Annotated in this window: 8 protein-coding genes; 1 reads left to right on the forward strand and 7 read right to left on the reverse strand. The window is 54.8% G+C overall.

The features are described 5' to 3' along the window. Window positions 1-6: 6 nt before the first annotated feature. A complete protein-coding gene (locus tag ACTJIK_RS22135) occupies window positions 7-834 on the reverse strand; it encodes a COG1470 family protein (protein WP_440649718.1) in 828 nt (275 codons plus the stop codon). A gap of 347 nt (window positions 835-1,181) precedes the next feature. Here ACTJIK_RS22135 and ACTJIK_RS22140 point away from each other — a divergent pair, with 347 nt between their 5' ends. Beyond that, a complete protein-coding gene (locus tag ACTJIK_RS22140) occupies window positions 1,182-1,769 on the forward strand; it encodes a hypothetical protein (RefSeq protein ID WP_440649719.1) in 588 nt (195 codons plus the stop codon). Window positions 1,770-1,853: 84 nt separating this feature from the next. Here the strand turns inward: ACTJIK_RS22140 and ACTJIK_RS22145 are convergent, their stop codons facing one another. The 6 genes from ACTJIK_RS22145 to ACTJIK_RS22170 form a co-directional block, all read right to left on the reverse strand. Then, a complete protein-coding gene (locus ACTJIK_RS22145) occupies window positions 1,854-4,136 on the reverse strand; it encodes an FAD-dependent oxidoreductase (RefSeq protein ID WP_440649720.1) in 2,283 nt (760 codons plus the stop codon). An 8-nt stretch (window positions 4,137-4,144) separates the two neighbouring features. Continuing rightward, window positions 4,145-6,970 (reverse strand): hypothetical protein, encoded by a 2,826-nt coding sequence (locus ACTJIK_RS22150; RefSeq protein WP_440649721.1) that lies wholly within the window; start codon window positions 6,968-6,970, stop codon window positions 4,145-4,147. A 115-nt stretch (window positions 6,971-7,085) separates the two neighbouring features. Then, window positions 7,086-8,492, reverse strand: coding sequence for an SGNH/GDSL hydrolase family protein (locus ACTJIK_RS22155; RefSeq protein WP_440649722.1), 1,407 nt, complete (start codon window positions 8,490-8,492; stop codon window positions 7,086-7,088). After that, window positions 8,489-11,815: a hypothetical protein gene (locus ACTJIK_RS22160; protein ID WP_440649723.1), complete on the reverse strand. Its 3,327-nt coding sequence runs from the start codon at window positions 11,813-11,815 to the stop codon at window positions 8,489-8,491. The genes ACTJIK_RS22155 and ACTJIK_RS22160 overlap by 4 nt, the downstream gene beginning before the upstream one ends. A 5-nt stretch (window positions 11,816-11,820) precedes the next feature. Continuing rightward, complete coding sequence (locus ACTJIK_RS22165; RefSeq protein ID WP_440649724.1) at window positions 11,821-14,364, reverse strand: glycerophosphoryl diester phosphodiesterase; 2,544 nt, start codon at window positions 14,362-14,364, stop codon at window positions 11,821-11,823. A 2-nt stretch (window positions 14,365-14,366) separates the two neighbouring features. Then, window positions 14,367-16,073 (reverse strand): sodium:solute symporter family protein, encoded by a 1,707-nt coding sequence (locus ACTJIK_RS22170; protein ID WP_440649725.1) that lies wholly within the window; start codon window positions 16,071-16,073, stop codon window positions 14,367-14,369. Window positions 16,074-16,078 lie beyond the last annotated feature (5 nt).

The following is a 16,078-nucleotide window of genomic DNA, read 5'->3' on the forward strand; positions in this document are numbered from 1 at the left end:
AGTATTTTATCTCCTCCCATATTTACGGATAAGGTAATAAACGGCGCCGAGGGCCAGCAGTATCACGAGCATACCCAGCCACCCCGTCAGCGCGGAAGTTTTGACTGTCATGCGGAAAGCGGCTTCTGCCGTGGCCTGCGCATTTTTTACAGTAAAGGTGGTCACGTAGTCGCCCGCGATGGTCTTATCGGGCACGCTCAGGGTGGCGATCACTTCCGATTCTTTGCCGGGCTCCAGCTTCGCGATGTTGGAGGGGACGAAGGAAGCCTGCCATTGCGGAGGGGTTTGAGCGGAAAGCTCCAGGTTGTCCAGCGCAATGGTGCCGGTGTTTTTTACGACCAGGTGGATCTCTTTCCGTTTGCCTTCTGTGACGTCGCCGCTCAGCCTCCCGGTTGGCGTGGAGAGTTCCACTTTGTAGGAGCCCTTCACAACCGCTTCCAGGTCGAGCTTTAGCGTTTCCGGCCCCGTTACGGCCACAACGGGGATATTGTATTTGGCCGGTTTTGCCGCCATGGCGGGCTGGATGTCGATGTTGATGTCCTGCGTTTTTCCCGGCTCCAGGCTAAGAGACGTTACCTGTATGCCTTCTATTTTGAAGGAAACATTCCACCCGGCCGGAAGCTGCGCGGAAAGCTGGTAAATGCGCGGTGAAGACGCGTCGTTCCGCAGTTTGGCATTGTAGGTAAACGTGGTGTTGGCAGCGGCTTCGATGTTCATGAGCCGCACGGAGAACGGCGGCGTGGCCTGGTCCTCCTTACCGGCCTGCGCGATGCCATAGTGGCCGGATAAAATAAACAGAAGGAAGAAATAAAAGAAGGAACCCGAATTCAGCATGATCCGTCGCTGAAACTTTTCAATACTGGTTGACATTGCTAATGAAGATTAATAAATAATGATTATGACTTTGATGAAATAATAGCTATTTACTTTTCCTTACAGCAAGGAAGCACAGCGTACTGTGCCTGACGGTCGCGAATTTAGAAAACAAAAATTAAAAAAAGCGCAAAAAAAATGTAATTTTTTTTGCCGGAATATGCCCGGATAAAATGAAAAACATTCAGCCGGCGCCGTTCCGGATTATTCATTTTCCTTTTAAGCCGGTTATGATTATTTTGTGCAGGTTTATTTGCACGGAAACATTTTGTCACTGACAAGGCGAGCCCTTGAATCATTTATTTTTTATGAAACCGATTCTTTTATCCCTGCTGTTCCTGCCTGTATTTGCTTTCGGCCAGAAATTCCCATACCTGGATTATGTTCAGAAAAACGATTCCGTCAAAACCGGCCAGGCCATCATGTACGGCAACTTCGTACAGCGGCTTGGATTTAGCAGCGGGGGCTTTCCCCAGGAAATGACGGTCAGGCACGTGGAAACCGGTACTGTTTACATCTTCCGCGTGAAATCAACCTTCAAATCAAAAAAGGAAGATTTTTTCTGCGTCCACCTTCCGCCCGGCAGGTATACCGTCGAGAATTATTACTGGACCCAAAGCAAATGGTATGGCGCCACTGCTCATAGGGAGCCTGTGTTTAAAAATACCAAATCCCGGCGGCTGGGAAAAATGGAAGCGGAAGGCACGGTCAACGAAGAAAATCCGGAGCAATATGAATTTACCCTTCAGCCTGATGTTGTCACCTACGTTGGCACCTGGAATTTCGAGCGGGATGCTGTCCGCTTTTTTGATGAAAAGCCAAGGCTGGATGAAAAGGTGAAGAAAATATTCAAAAAACTGGCTTTTGATAATGTGGGAGTGGCTATACCGCAATAATTTTTAAGACATTTTATCTGGCACCGGGATTGACAATTTTTTGCCACACTGTATCAACCCCGGTTGCTGCCAGACAAATCGTTTTTAATTCCCGCCATAGCACCGCACTGCGCAAACAGCCGCCGGTACGTCCGCGGAAGGATGTTCCACTTCTATCACCAGCTTTTTCGTGCGCAGGGGCGTGGGTAATTGTATCGTGTTGAAGGATTGGTAATTGTCTTTTTTCTCCGCCAGCACATTGCCCGCTTCATCTTTTATGCGGTATTCGCGCACGCAGAACGGCATGGCCGTTTCGGGATGCGACATCAGCACCGATTCCATCGGGTGGTCGTAATCCGTATCGAAGAAAAGTTCTATGGTGCTGATCTCTTTCGGCTGGTCCCATTCCAGTGTAAGCGCGGGCCGCGCGTCCTGCCAGTCTGCCACCCAGGCGTTCGGCTGCGTGGTGGGCCTTTCCAGGCCGTTTCGGATGTTTTCGACCCTGAATGCATCCAGGCCTTCGGGCATCCTGAAATCGAAGTTATGCCCCTCCGGGCGGCGCTGCGGGCACCAGAACTCGAATGCTTCCATGCCAATGTCTTCCGGCGGCGTTTGTTTGCCGAAGTTGGACACTGCTTTGTTCACCGTATTAAATACAGACAGTATCCCCGTTACACGTTTGTGCGTATAGTGCAGCTGTACCTCCGGGTTTTTGTGGAAGATGACGAATGCATATCCGTTCTCTTTCATTTCCGCATCAAATTCCAGCTTCATGCAGTTGCGGCCGGGGTGAATGGTAATGCTTTGGCGGGCCAGCGTTTCATCCGGCGTGAAATTGCCGTTCCTGCTGCTGACGCGCAGTTCCGCTTCCAGCGTGGTGGCGGCCGCTGCCTCCGCGTGAAATACGAGCGAAGGTATTTTCCCTTTCTTCAAAGGGATCATTTGCGCGGAAGAGATCTCCAGCGGTTTGAGCAACGGCGTACCGGGGAACTCTTTCAGCACCAGCTCGCTGCTGGCGGAAATGGACGCAGTAGCGGCAAGGTCTTCAGCCGAACTGAATGTTAAGCTCGGGATATATTGCCCTGTACGCAGCAGGCGCTGTTGCAGCTCCTGCATATGCCCGCCGATGGCTGCGGGAAGCAGTCCTTTTTCTTTGCAGATAGCAGCGGCCATGGCTGCCGCCTGCGTAACGTGCGCCGAGGTGGCCATCACGCGGGTGGAGCCGTATGCTACGTGAGACACGCTGATGGTTCTCCCGCCAAGGAACAGGTTGCTGATATTGCGGCTGTAAAGGCTGCGGTAGGGTATCTGGTAAATGCCTTTGCTGTGCCATTGGTTGCAGCCGGGCTTTTCGCTGAACACGCCGTCTGCCGGGTGCAGGTCTATGGACCAGCCGCCGAATGCAACGGCGTCCGGGAAGCTGCGTTGCTCCACGATGTCCTGCTGGCGCATGATGTAATCTCCTTCAAAGCGGCGGCTTTCGCGTTTGCCGGGTATCATGCCCACCCATTCCAGGGTGAGGGTGTCGGCTTCGGGGAACTTGCCGGAATTCTTGATGTAATTCCAGACGCCGTATACCACCTTCCAGAGTTCCCATTTGATGGTCTCGGTATCGTGCACGGTATCGAGGCGGCCGCCGTATTCTATCCACCATAGCTTGCAACCGTGGTCTTTCGCGTTGAAGCTGCTGAAGCGGGGCACTTTCGTGATATCGTCCAGCGCAAAGGCGGGCGGGATGAACTTTACGGGGCGGCCGGTGTCTTTGCTGTAAAAATAAAGGCTGTGGCCGAGCAGCTCGCCGTATTCTTCGGTAGGGGCAAACAGCTCGCCGAATTCCTCTTTCTTTTCCGCTCCCATCCTGAAAGCCGCGCCGGAAAGGAATCCTACCACACCGTCGCCGGAAGCGTCGATGAACAGCGGGGCTTTTAATACGTATTCGGTCTGGTTCTGGCTGCAATAGGCCCTCAGTGAGCGGATAACGGAGGTATCCTGCATGTCTGCCTGGTACACGGCGGTGTTCAGCAGCAGGGTGATATTGGGTTCCTGCTTTACTTTGTCGAGCAGTATCATGTCGAAGATCACACCGTTGCCTTCGGGGTTGCGGTAGGTGTTTTCCACGAGTATCTCGTCCACAAGACCGCCTTCGCGTGCCCAGCGGTTATTGTTCCCCATATGCGAAGTGGCGCCGAGTATCCAGAGCCTTACTTCGCTGCTGGCATTTCCACCCAGCACCGGCCTGTCCTGCACCAATACCACCTTCAAACCCTGGCGGGCGGCGGTAATGGCGGCGCATACACCTGAGAGGCCGCCCCCGGTGATCACGAGGTCAACAACAATGTTCTTTTCCGGGAATGTCCGTACCCCGGTAGCTTCCGACTTAATCATCATCCAGTTTTTTATTTGCCTATAATTATTTTTTCGCTATCCACCGTGCTGCCGTCCGCTTTTTCCAGCGTGAGCCAGCATTGCACGGCATATGCCTTTTCAAGCGGAACGGTCAGCTCAAAAGGATAAGCATCGTCTTCCAGCTGCCGCGTTTTTCCTGCCGCATCGGTGTAATGCAGGCGCACGCGCTTCCATTTGCTGTCGTCATCTTCCAGGAACACGAACAGCCGCCTGCCGTACTTACCCAACCGGAACAGCATGGCTTTGGCGTTGCCCGTTTTTATTTCAGCATAATCTTTCCCACGGTCGCCGGTGGCGGTCAATATCTTTTCCTGGAATTGTACGGAAGGTGTTGCAGCATCCACCGTTACCGCCGAGATGCCATTGGCCGGTACGGTAATGTTGAAAGAGCTGTCCTGCAGGGCCGTTGCATCGTTGCCCGTAAAAGAACGGATGTTGCTTTGCCCGGAAAGCTTTACCAGTGAAGGATTGATGGTGATCCTGCTGGTGACAGGCCGCGCGCTTTGATTGGTAAAGGCGAGGAAGAGCCTGTTGCCTTTGCGCGCCGCGATATAATTCAGCTCCACGTTATCAGCACGCAGCAGCCCGGAGGGCATCCAGAGCTGTACGCCTTTTTCTGTATAAAAGCTGCCGGTATGGCTGCCGTACATTTTATTCTGCATGTAAGCGTATCCTTCAATAAACTCAGCCGGGAAATTGATCCTGCCGTTGCTGCGCACAAAAGCATCGGTCACCAGGTAATCGATGAGCATGCTGGCCATCGGCAGGATGTGGTTGTAGTGGAAGGAATTTACGCTCTGGGCTTTGTGCTCGTGCAGGGGGAAGTCCGCTTTCTCGTAAGCGGTTGTTCTTTCCGTGTTGATATGATAACCGGGAAAACTCCGGTAACGGCCTACCACGGCAGCTTTTGCTACGTTGATCAGGAATGTGTCTTTCGCATAATAGCCGATCCGCAGCATCCAGGGTGCGTAATTGGCCATAAAGATGGCGCGGTGGCCGGTGGCTGTGCCGGACGATTCTGGTGTAAGGCCAGTTTCCGAAAGCCGCCAGGCGGGCGCTTTTTCTTCAGGGTAATACATCTGCGCATGGCCTTTGGAGCGCAGGTACCAGTACATGGGCGCTTTGCCGCCTTTGTTCACGGTCACCATGCTGTCCGGTATTCCGGGGCTCATCCAGGTGAACATGGTGTAATTTCTGGCACCCTGCACAGCGGCGTTGAGATAAGCGGTGTCGCCGGTAAGCTCATAGAGTTCGGAAAGCTCTATCCAGCGGTCGGTAAAGGCCGGCCAGAAGAAAAAACCGCCGGAGAACGGATCGGAAAAATCCACCTGGGGCTGCCGCACTCTTTGTTCGAGGTATTGTTGCGCCTTCTGTAAAGATGCTGTAAGGTATTGTTTGTCGCCGGTGGCTTTGTACAGGCGCATGGCGTTCACCCAGCTGCCGCCGGACTCTTTCACGTCCAGGTTGCGCATGCGGCTGGATGCATATTCCCGCTGCATGAGCTGGAGGTAAAATTCATTTTCTTTACCGAACACGCTGTAAAGCGCGCCCAGTTCTGAAACCGGCGCCACAGGGCCTTTCAGCCTGCGGGAAGGGTTTTGTATTTTTTGCAGGCTGTCCAGGCTGAACAGGAATTTTTCCCGCGAAAGCATGTACTCCATCAGCGGGTACGCGCGTTTTTCGAACATCTCCGCATCATCGCGCACCAGGGCCAGCTCCAGCGGGTTCAGGCTGGATACGTTCTTGACGGCGCCGGGTACATCGGTGGAGTAGGCGAAACCTTTCAGGCTGTCTACAAACCAGGCGTAGTGCGTCATGGCATAGGCCGTCATATTATCCAGCACGGTGTTGAGCGACGCGATATCGTTGCGCCGGTAATCACGGAAGCCGAAGATGTTCTCTGCAATTTTCTGATAGGTATGGGTAATGTCCTGTGGTTCCGCCACCAGCTGCATGGAAAAGGAGAAGCTTACCCCGCTTTTCATCAGCGAGCCGTAACCGCCGGGAATGGGCGCGTAAAGCTGCGGCTGCAACTGACCCTTGCCGTTCCGCAGTGCGATGCCGAACTGGCTGTTAGGCAGGGTAGGCAAGGGCTGGAAGGGAAGGTGCTCCGGCGATGCGAGCACGCCTAATGTGTGTTTGCCGTCGTACACCATGGTGGTAGGCAAGGGGGCCATGAAGGCAGGCGTGAGATAAGGCGCATCGGGCACGCGTTTTTCCTGCCAGATCATCGGCTGCCATAAGGCGGCGGCGGCTTCAGGCGAAAGCGCGGGAGCGCCGGTGTACCCGATGCTGTAATAGCCGGGTTTCGCGGGTGTGAACGTAAAATGTAATACAGGATAAGGCTTCGCATGGGTGACAACATATGCGCTGAACGCAATGCCACCGGGAGAAGGGAATGAAAAAAATACGGTGTCGCCTTTGCTGCGGATGTTGTTTGCCCGCAGCTCGGTGCTTTCGCCGGCATTCAGTATGCTCCGGGTGCGTTGTTCTTTTTTGCCGCGCAGGATGCTGTCATCAAAACCATCGCCCGCTACGGCGGCGCTGATCTTCTGCTGTACAAGGTCTGCCTTGCTGCTGTCTTTCACTTTCCAGCTGAGCACATTATAGCTTACTTTTTTGATCCCCGCGGGTTTCAGCGCCATACCCGGATCGGCGGCATTATACAGTACGGTAAATACAGGCGCGAAGGTGTACCGGCTGCCGGCTGATGTGATCGTTATCCCGTCTTTCGCGGATGATACACGCACCTGCGCCTGCAAGCCGGGAGCGGCCAGCAGGAGGCATATGGTCATCCGTAAATACCTGTTCTTCATAAGTGTTCTTTAATGCCGGATAGCAAATTTATTATCGTGTGATCTGTGCTCTTAGTCTTCGCCCATTTAAATGAAGTGGGAACATTCCCAATTTGCGGGAACATTCCCAGCCGCGTCAGCGGTTTCCGTTTAAAACAGGCTTGCCTTTTATCAGTATTTTTCCCAGGTACAACACGGTCCTGTCGTATTTCTCCGGGTGTTGGTTAATGTCTTCCGTTTTCTCCGGACCGAGTATCGCTGCCTTGTCTGCCTTTTGGGAAGAAAGCCGGATGGTAACGGTATGCTCGCCCGGTTCCAGGGTGAATAACTGGTGCTGCCCGCGGTAGCGGTTGTTGCAATACGTGTTGAAGCGGTTCACCGGTATGCTGTCTCCCTGCTCCAGCTTAAATATCTGTGTGCCCGGTTCAGCTGCGCCGATGGTTTTCATGGTTTTCCCGTTTACCTCTATCACGATCTGTCCCGCTTCCGGGCCGCCTACGTCGAAGATGCCGAATGCGCTGCCTTTGAAGCGGAAGGTGAAGGAGTCGCCGGGTGAGGAGGCTTTTTGTATGACAGGGAACCATGCCGAGAATTGCGGTAAGGTAACTGCTTCCCAGCCGCCGCTGAACCGCGCGATCTGCCGCGGGTCGTACATGCCGGCGTCTTCCCAGTTGTCAGGGAACAAAGGAGCAGGCAGTGGTTGGGCATTTTGCGCGGCAGCTTGCGATTTCATTTTTTCCATACTGCGCGCTATCGCCGCTGCATACAGGTTCCCGCCTTCCTGCAGGGGATGGACGCCGTCGTTCGAAAAAAGTATCCTGCCGCTGTCTGCTTTATTGCCTTTCCACAGCAGCTTGCCTTCCTTTTCGAGCAAAGCCGGATGCAATCCAAGATGTACGGAAGGCAGGCCGTAATGTTCCGCGATCCTTTCCAGGCCTTTGATATTTTCAGGCACGTTGCCTGCGGCGTATATCTGCGGTTGAGCGCCTATAATGGTATAGATAAGACAGATATCCGTAGCCGGGCTTGTACGCCTGATCTGCCGCACGATCCCTTCCATGCCTTTGGCGTAAGCGCCGTTGGCGGCGAACTCCACGAACACCAGGTCCGGATGATGCTGCAACAGTTGTTCTCCAATGCGGCAGGCGCCCAGTTCCGTGCCTGTGCCTGAAACGCCCGCGTTCAGCGCCTGTATCTCCACGCCGGGATACATGGCCTGGAGGTACCGCACCGTTTGCGGCCGGTACCCTGCGTTGCTCTGGGTGATGCTGCCGCCGATAAAGCCGACCACCACCGGTTTCCCGGCATTGGCCTTTTTAAAGAATCTGGGAAGACCGTTCCGTATGATGGATTCCCTGCTGTCGGAAAAACCGCCGGTGCTCACCAATGGCACGTCCTCGCCGGGCTGAAAGAACAGGGGAGAAGCGCCTGCCTGTGAGGCGGCAATAAGGTCCTGCCGGCTTTGCGCGGCCGCATTCCCTGCCGCCATCAGCAGGAGCAATCCCAGTATGGGCCATTTTTGTTTCATGGTGTTTGTATTCATAGCACAACCGTTTTTTCAACGGTGCGCCTGTCTTTTGTTTTTACCTGTATTTTTAATTGCGCTCCCTCCCTGGTTTTCAACGGGTGGAACGACCATTCGAAAGGATAAGCCGTGATGGTTTCTTCCCGGTGATCCATGGTAACGGTCACGCTGCCGCCTTCAAACGATTCCAGGTAGCCGTACACAGCGTCCCAGCCGAAAGGCGAACGGATGCGGAAAGTGTAACACCGGCCGATGCCTGCGCCCATGTCCGTCACCTGCATGCCTTCTTTCAAAGGAGTGATCTTTGTTTTGGAAGGTTTGCGGACGAGAGGGAACGACACGGCTGCAAATCCTTTCCCCGCCAGCTGCACGTTCACTGCGCGGTTGTCCACTGGCAGCGATACCGGCTGTGCGTTTGTTGTATGCATTAGCGCGGTGCTGCCCGCAACCGGCGCTTCTTCACCCAGCTCTATCCTGCAATTGAGCGCGTCCCGGGCTTCACTGGTAAGTATCACCCAGAACCTGTCTCCCGAAATACCGGTGACGTAATTCACTTCCGGGCTGCTGATGCGCACCAGCCCGCGTTTTAACCAAATGTTCACTTCCCCGTCGCCGAACACCATGCCCGGGCCTGCGCCGAACACGCGGCTGTTGAACCATACAAAGCCGTCCTGTTTTGCGTAAGGGAAACGCACATTTCCGCCAGAACGCTGCATGGCTTCTGTAACCAGGTAGTCCATCGTAAAAGCCAGGTGCGGTGGGATATGGTGGTAGTAAATAGAGCTTACATCGGGACCTTTGTAGGGGAAATCCGGGCGCAGGGTAATGTCCGTATAGCCTGTAGCGTAGTATCCGGGATAGTTGGTGAACCGGCCGATCACTGCATTGCGGGCATATGTTTCAAATATCTTCCGGTTGCCTTTTTCGTATAACCGTAACAGGTGCGGTGCCCAGCTGCTCATGAACACGTGCCGCACTTCCTTTCCGTGCGGGAAGAAAGTTACGGGCTGCTCAAAGCCAAGACCCACGGGCGATACAAGCCATGCAGGCACTTTCTTTTCCGGGGCATCCCCCGGTTTTCGCGGGAAGCCCAGCCGGTATTTTTCACCGCCTTTCCACCACAGCGTGGTATTGCCTTCAAAGTGATTTCCCCTGTGGATGGTCTGCAATGTATCCGCCACGCCCGGATAGCTTCTCACGCCTATGAGCGTGTGGAATGCGGAGGTATAGGCAGCATCGAGGAAGGACGGGTCGCCGGTGGCGTCGTAGAGGTCCGTAAGGTCCCACCAGTAGGTGTAGAACGAAGTATTGTAGAAGGGTACTTTGCCGAGGGGAACGGTTTTGCGGCCGTATACTTCCGTGCTGATAAATGTTTTTGCCTGCGCAACCGCTGAATCAAGGCGGCTTTTCCGGCCGGTGAGGCGGTAGGCGGCCAGTTCCTGCGTCCATGCCGGGACATTCACGGAATAACCGCCTGCCTTGCGGATGCGGCCGTCGGGCAGCGCGATCTTTTCCAGCCAGGGATTGTTTTCCCCGAGCAGCTTGTGCAGCCCTTCGTAGTAAGCGGTGGAGAATTGTGAATTATACGGGCTGAGCATGGCGGCCGTTTTGCTCATGCCTTTCTGCGCCCAGCGGAAGCCGCTGCGCGAAAGCGTGTATTCAATGGAAGGCAGGGCGCGGCGGATGTAGAAGTCTTCGTCACGCGCCAGGATAGCCGTTGCGATCACCGCCAGCGGCGCAGCCTGTACTACGGTCGGCGCGGCCTGCGGGTCTGCTTCGATATCGTAAAACCCTTTTAGCGCGGGCGCCCAGCCGGAGGCTGTATCATTGCGGATGAGGTCCGTGATGTTGAACATCGTTTCGGTAAGTGACAGTTGCTGGCTGCGGTAATCCCTCACGGTATAGATGCTGTCTGAAATGTACTCCAGTGCATCGTTCCAGCCAGCCGGCAAAGCGCCGACGGCAAAAGAACCTGTTATCACCTGGCCTGCCCGCAGTTTTGAAGATGCCGATCCCGGTACGGGTGAAAACGCCACCGGCTGCACTTCATTCCTTTCATTCCTGATGCCGAAGCCCATCGGCGAGGTATTGGATGTGCTCCAGTCCTGCGGGAAACTTTCTTTTGTGCCGCTGATGAACACCGTGAATTTTTTTCCTTCAAGTTCCATCATCGCCAGTGGCTGCGGCATCAGCGCGGAAGGCAGCAGCACGGGCTGTTGCGGGATGCGCTGGTATTGGTACATGGGCGGAAGCTGGATGCTGGAGACTTTATTGTCCGCCACTCCCTGCAAAGCGCCCACAGCCATGCTGTAATAAGCAGCCTGCGGTGCGGTGTATTCCAGGGTCAGCTGCAAATGGCGCTGCCCCGGGCGCAGGCTCCAGCGGCCTTTGATCGTTTGCCCGTCTTCGGCGCGGTAGGTGACCGACAATTTACCCGGGCCATCTTTTTCGGCGGCAGCCGGTATAAAAACGGTGAGCTTGCCGGAAAGAAAAGGATTGCCGAGATTTTCCGGCAGCATCACGGTATATGTTTTCCCTTTGCAGCTGAAGCGGCTGTAACCCAGCGAACCGTTCCAGCCGGGAAGAAAGCCTCCGAAAGTGATCTGCGGGTCGCTGGCTGTCATTAATACGATGCGGTTCTCTTCCACCTGCGCATCCAGGTATTGCCACGCGCCGCCGTGTTTAATGGCGGTGCGGGTCATCAGCCCGCCGGACCGCAATATTTCCAGTTTAATATTTTCATTTTCCAGTACAGCAACCACCTCAGCGTTCGCATCCGACTTCCTGGCGCCGGTTCCGGGCATTGCGGCAGGCGTGAGACTGACGGGTAAGGGTGGCGTTTTGTATTGTTCAGGATTGATTTTATCTGGCGCAATATTTTCCGCGGTGAGGAACAGTGCGTCCACCCGCGGGTAGTTGCCGCGGCTGTCGCGGAGCTGTATGACGTTCTCTCCCGTATCCATCCGGGCAACGCCTGCTTTTTCCCAGCGGTAATCCGCATGCCCGTGCGCGCCGGGTTCATCCGCCATGGGCTCATCGTTCACCAGCACCTGGAAAACCCTGGTTCCGGGCCGGTCGTTCGGGAAATCTACGGTTTTGGCCCATATGGTATATTCACCGGCTTCTTTTACGCGGATCACCGTGAGCGCATCCGCCGCCTTCACCCCACCTGATATCACACGCAGGATATGTTTGCCTGAAACGCCGCCACCCGCGGGTTTTTCAACAATCCAACCTCCCCGGATGCTGAAATCTTCCGCCTCCATGAAATACGAACGCTGTGCCTTCGCCTTGGTAAAGCAGAGGGTGAACAGCGTGCATGCCAGTAATTGCTTTTTCATGCGGTTCATCGGAAGTTTATAGTGATCACCCGGATGCCGTAAGGCGCTATTTCCACCGGGATATTTGTTTCAGCTTCTATGGGCGTTACAGGCACTTTCGTATAGTCTGCGTGTATAGTGGTACGCATCGGCTCGTCGTCGTTGTTCAGCAGGATGAAGAACAGTTGCTTTTTTTCCCGGTTGATGGCGCAGTAATAATCGAGGTAGGGGTTGTCGCACTGCAGCAGGCCCTGCCGCAGCAGGAGTGATGCGGGCGTACCGTTCACCGTGCCGGGCGCAAAGCCATAGGATTGGTGAGGGCCTACCTTCGGCGTGATAAATCCCCTCGGGAATTTGACCGCCCCGCCGGAGCGCAGTTCCGCTTCCGCCAGCAGGTAATCGGTGATCCAGCCTATTTGCCACCAGGCATGGTGAGGATAGGGGCCTGCGCCCTTATTCATATTCGTCCAGTAGTAGGATGCTACGCCGGTGGCGGAGTCTACAAAGGCGTCGCGGCCGAGTGCGGCGGCCCTGGCCATGGTGAGGAAAAGCGAATCTTTGGTAAGCGCGAACATCCTTACGAACATGCCTGCGTGACTAGCCAGCAGGATAGGCCCGGAAGGATTGGCGCTGCCAATGGTGCCGCCGTGCTCGAAGCCAAGGCCCACCTGGCTGATCTCCCAGTCTTTCCTTTGCACGCCATTCACGGTTTTAACAGCGTTGGATGGAATGGGATGGGTGTAGACTGAAGCAGTATAAAAACGCGCCGTTTTAATGGCGGCTTCTTTGTATTTTTTTTCGCCGGTGATGTCGTAAAGGTCCATCAGCGCTTCCGCACTTTGGCCGGTGGCAAAGTCAGGCACGAAACGGGCATCGCCGCATACGCCAAGGAAACGGGCTTCATTCACCGCGTTCTTAACATACCAGTCAGCCCCTTTTCTGGCGGCGTCCAGGTACTTTTGTTGTTTCAGTATCCTGTACGCGATCACCAGGCCGTAGAACGTAGGACGGAAGTCTTGCACTTCTGTAAAAAGCGGCTGGGTGGAAATGTGGTCATACGCCACCTTCCATTGGCCGTCTTTTCCCATCCAGGCCAGCAAACGGTCTGCCGCACCGGTGAGCAGCTGTTTCATGGCGGCATCGTCCGGGTTGAAGAGGAGGATGTTCCCGGCGTCCATCATCATGTAATAGGTAAGACCGATGGGCTCCACATAAGGCCCCCATTCTTCCGTGAACCGTTTGCTTTTGTACAAAAAGTATTGCCCGCCGGCGGAGCCGTGGAAAAAACCGGGTGTGGTATTTTGCTGCTGGAGTTTAAAATTACGGGCATTGGGCAGCCTGCTGCTGCGTAATATGGTATCGTTCATGATATTGGCCAGCATCCACATCGCGCCGTAATCGGAATTTTTCATGGCGTCCTTCTCGGAGAGGTATACCCCGCCGAGATAAGCCTGGGCGCCTATTTTCATGCCGTTCATGTCTTCGTTGCGCCACATGGAAGTGGAATCGTCCGTTACATAACGGTGCATGTCCAGTATGCGGTTGGTGAGCGAGCGTTTTGTTTCTTTCAGCGCCAGGAAATCAGGGAAACGGTAGATGTCGTTGGCCGCATGTTTGTACACGGCATACCAGTCCGCCGGCTGCAGGCTGTACCGGAAGGAAAGTTCAACGGTTTCTCCTTTTTTCATGAAGGAGCGGTCTTCGCCTAAAACGGGATGGTAGATGGTCGGCGTAAGTTCCGCTTTCCTGTTCATCAGCGAAAGCCCGAGTTTCCAGGTGGAATGTGTTTTTTTATCTTTCTCCCAGGGGTCGCGGCCGGTTCCGGGGTCGGGGATCACCGCCAGGGTGATATGATCGCGGCTGTTGATGAAGGGGGATAAAGTGGCGGCTGTTCTTTCCCTTACTACCAGCGGTTTTGCGGGTATGCCCTGCAGATACATGCCTGATTTTATAAAATCTTTTTCGAGGTAACGGCCCTGGTAATACCCGGGGATGCCGGCCCATTCCAGCTCGTTTTCACGGAAAGTGGCGAGGGTGGGGGATGCCAGCGAAAAATAACCTTCCGTTTTTGCCCGCAACGTCATCCGCACCTGTATGTCTGTAGGAAAGGAAGGATCGGTACGCCATACGGCGGTGATTTCCGCCAATGTATTTTCCGCTTTGAACACGAGCGAGTCGCCCTTGGCAGATACGGATGAAGGGCGGAAATGATAAGCCTCGCCGGCAGTGTTCAGCTGTACGCCCTGCGTAAGCTCTTTCCATGCGGCCTGGATATAGCGGTATTTTTCTTCCGGGAAATCATGTATCTCTTTCCCGTTTCCATCGTATACCGGCACGGGGTTTTTATCGGGTTTAACGGCTGAATACAATAAGGTGTATTCCCCGGCGGAACGCGGCAGCTTGTGCCAGGCGCGGTCTTTTTTCACCGCCAGGGTTTTGAGTGAATAACCTTGCGAAGTCTGTTCCCATTGCAGGCGGAGGTTCCCGTTCTGCAAGGCGGCAGGCTGCTGTGCCAAGGCGGTAAGCCCGGGCAGGCAGCTCAACAATATCATCGAATATCTGCGGATCATCTTTAGTTTTTAACAGGTTGCACCGCGCGGTGCGCATTTTTGAAAGAAGCTCTCAGCGGGATGGCGGCCAGCAAAAGCACGACCGTGGCAATAATTGCTACCAGCGTTGCACTGCCCGCGGCAAAGAAGCAAAGGATGTACAGCAGCAGGGCAATGAAGGCCAGCGAAAAAGCGATCACCTTCAGCCCGAAAATATTCTGCTGCTGAACGGCCGCCGCTTCTTCCGGGTCGGGCGCCAGCGCGGAGATCTTCCGCGCTGCTTTTGTTTTTTGGTACTGTATGTATTCTTCACTTGTTTTCCCGGCCATGCGCGCATATATCTCGTAAGCCAGCAGCATGAGGAATGGCAGCCCCACACCCAGCAGCATTTCATCGGCCCTGTTCAGGCGGATGCCGGAGGTAAAAGGCAGGATCATTTTAAAGAGCAGGTTGGCGCCCAGGCTCACAACGGTGATGAACAATGTGGCCTTTCCGTTCAGCCGTTTGGAGAACAGCGCCCAGATGGGCGGCGCCAGCAAAGGCCCGCCGGTAATGGCGCCGATGCTCAGCGTAAACTCCACGATACCGCCGATGTAAGGTACGATCAGCGCAATGCCGATCATGCCCAGGCCGAAGAGCCAGGATGAAAGCCGCGCCACGAGCATGAGCTTTTTATCGTTGGCGGCGGGATTGATGCGGCCTTTGTAGATATCGTTGGTGAATACGGCAGACACTACGTTCAGCGCCGTGTTGGCGGAAGCGGATGTGGAGAAATACATGCCGGTGAGGATGAGCCCCATCAGCCCTGCGGGCAATACGTGCCGGCATACCATCAGGTAGGCGTTCTCCGTATCGAGCCCTGTCAGGGAAGGATTGATCAGCTTGTACAGCATCGGGGGCAGCATCCACAGCACAGGGCTGATGATGTAAAGGCCGGCGAACAGGTAAGCCACTTTGGAAGCGGATTTCGGCGTGTCTACGCTGGTATACCGCTGCACGAAGGTCCAGTTGCCGCCGATGTAAAAAATATGATACAACGCGAAGGCGAAAATGAAGCCCCAGGTATATTCGCCGTTCACCACGCTGAAAAAACCTTCGGGTGAAAAATGCAGGAAACGGTCCACGCCTCCCGCAGCATCGAAGGCCAGGGGAATGATGAGCAGCACGGCTGCTGTGAGTATCACGAATTGCAGGATGTCCGTGACCATAACGGCCCACAGTCCGCCTACGGCTGTGTAAGCGATCATGAACAGGCCCAGCACCACGGTGCTCGGCATCAGCGGGAAACCCAGCGAAGAGCTTACCAGCCGCGCTACGGAATACAACACGGAGCCTTTGATGAGCAGCGACACGATCATGAAAATGTAGATGTACGACCGTTGTACGCCGCTGCCCAGCCGCTCGCGAATGAACTCCGCGGCGGTGAGGTTGCCGGTTGCCTTCCATTTAGGCGCGAGGTACAGCCCGGTTACCAGCCCGCCGATGCACATGGTCCACTGGATGGTAACGGCTACCCAGCCGTATTTGTAGGCAATAGAACCCCAGGCCACGAAAGTGCCTGCGGAGAAAAAACTCATAAAAAGCGAAAGTCCGCCGATGAACCAGGGCACTGCTTCTCCGGCTGCAAAGAAGGATTTGAGATTCCTTCCCGTCCTGGAAAAGGAAAATCCTACCAGCATGATAAAAACGGAGAAAATCACTATTACGGAGGTGTCTATCGCAGTATTCATATCGC

It is taken from the genome of Chitinophaga sp. 22620, from assembly GCF_052044405.1.
Classification (GTDB): Bacteria; Bacteroidota; Bacteroidia; order Chitinophagales; family Chitinophagaceae; genus Chitinophaga.

What these genes read in the sequence shown, in the direction of transcription:
- ACTJIK_RS22135 (WP_440649718.1), bottom strand. Translation starts at nt 834, where the DNA reads ATGCTGAATTCGGGTTCCTTCTTTTATTTCTTCCTTCTGTTTATTTTA.
- ACTJIK_RS22140 (WP_440649719.1), top strand. Translation starts at nt 1,182, where the DNA reads ATGAAACCGATTCTTTTATCCCTGCTGTTCCTGCCTGTATTTGCTTTC.
- ACTJIK_RS22145 (WP_440649720.1), bottom strand. Translation starts at nt 4,136, where the DNA reads ATGATGATTAAGTCGGAAGCTACCGGGGTACGGACATTCCCGGAAAAG.
- ACTJIK_RS22150 (WP_440649721.1), bottom strand. Translation starts at nt 6,970, where the DNA reads ATGAAGAACAGGTATTTACGGATGACCATATGCCTCCTGCTGGCCGCT.
- ACTJIK_RS22155 (WP_440649722.1), bottom strand. Translation starts at nt 8,492, where the DNA reads ATGAATACAAACACCATGAAACAAAAATGGCCCATACTGGGATTGCTC.
- ACTJIK_RS22160 (WP_440649723.1), bottom strand. Translation starts at nt 11,815, where the DNA reads ATGAAAAAGCAATTACTGGCATGCACGCTGTTCACCCTCTGCTTTACC.
- ACTJIK_RS22165 (WP_440649724.1), bottom strand. Translation starts at nt 14,364, where the DNA reads ATGATCCGCAGATATTCGATGATATTGTTGAGCTGCCTGCCCGGGCTT.
- ACTJIK_RS22170 (WP_440649725.1), bottom strand. Translation starts at nt 16,073, where the DNA reads ATGAATACTGCGATAGACACCTCCGTAATAGTGATTTTCTCCGTTTTT.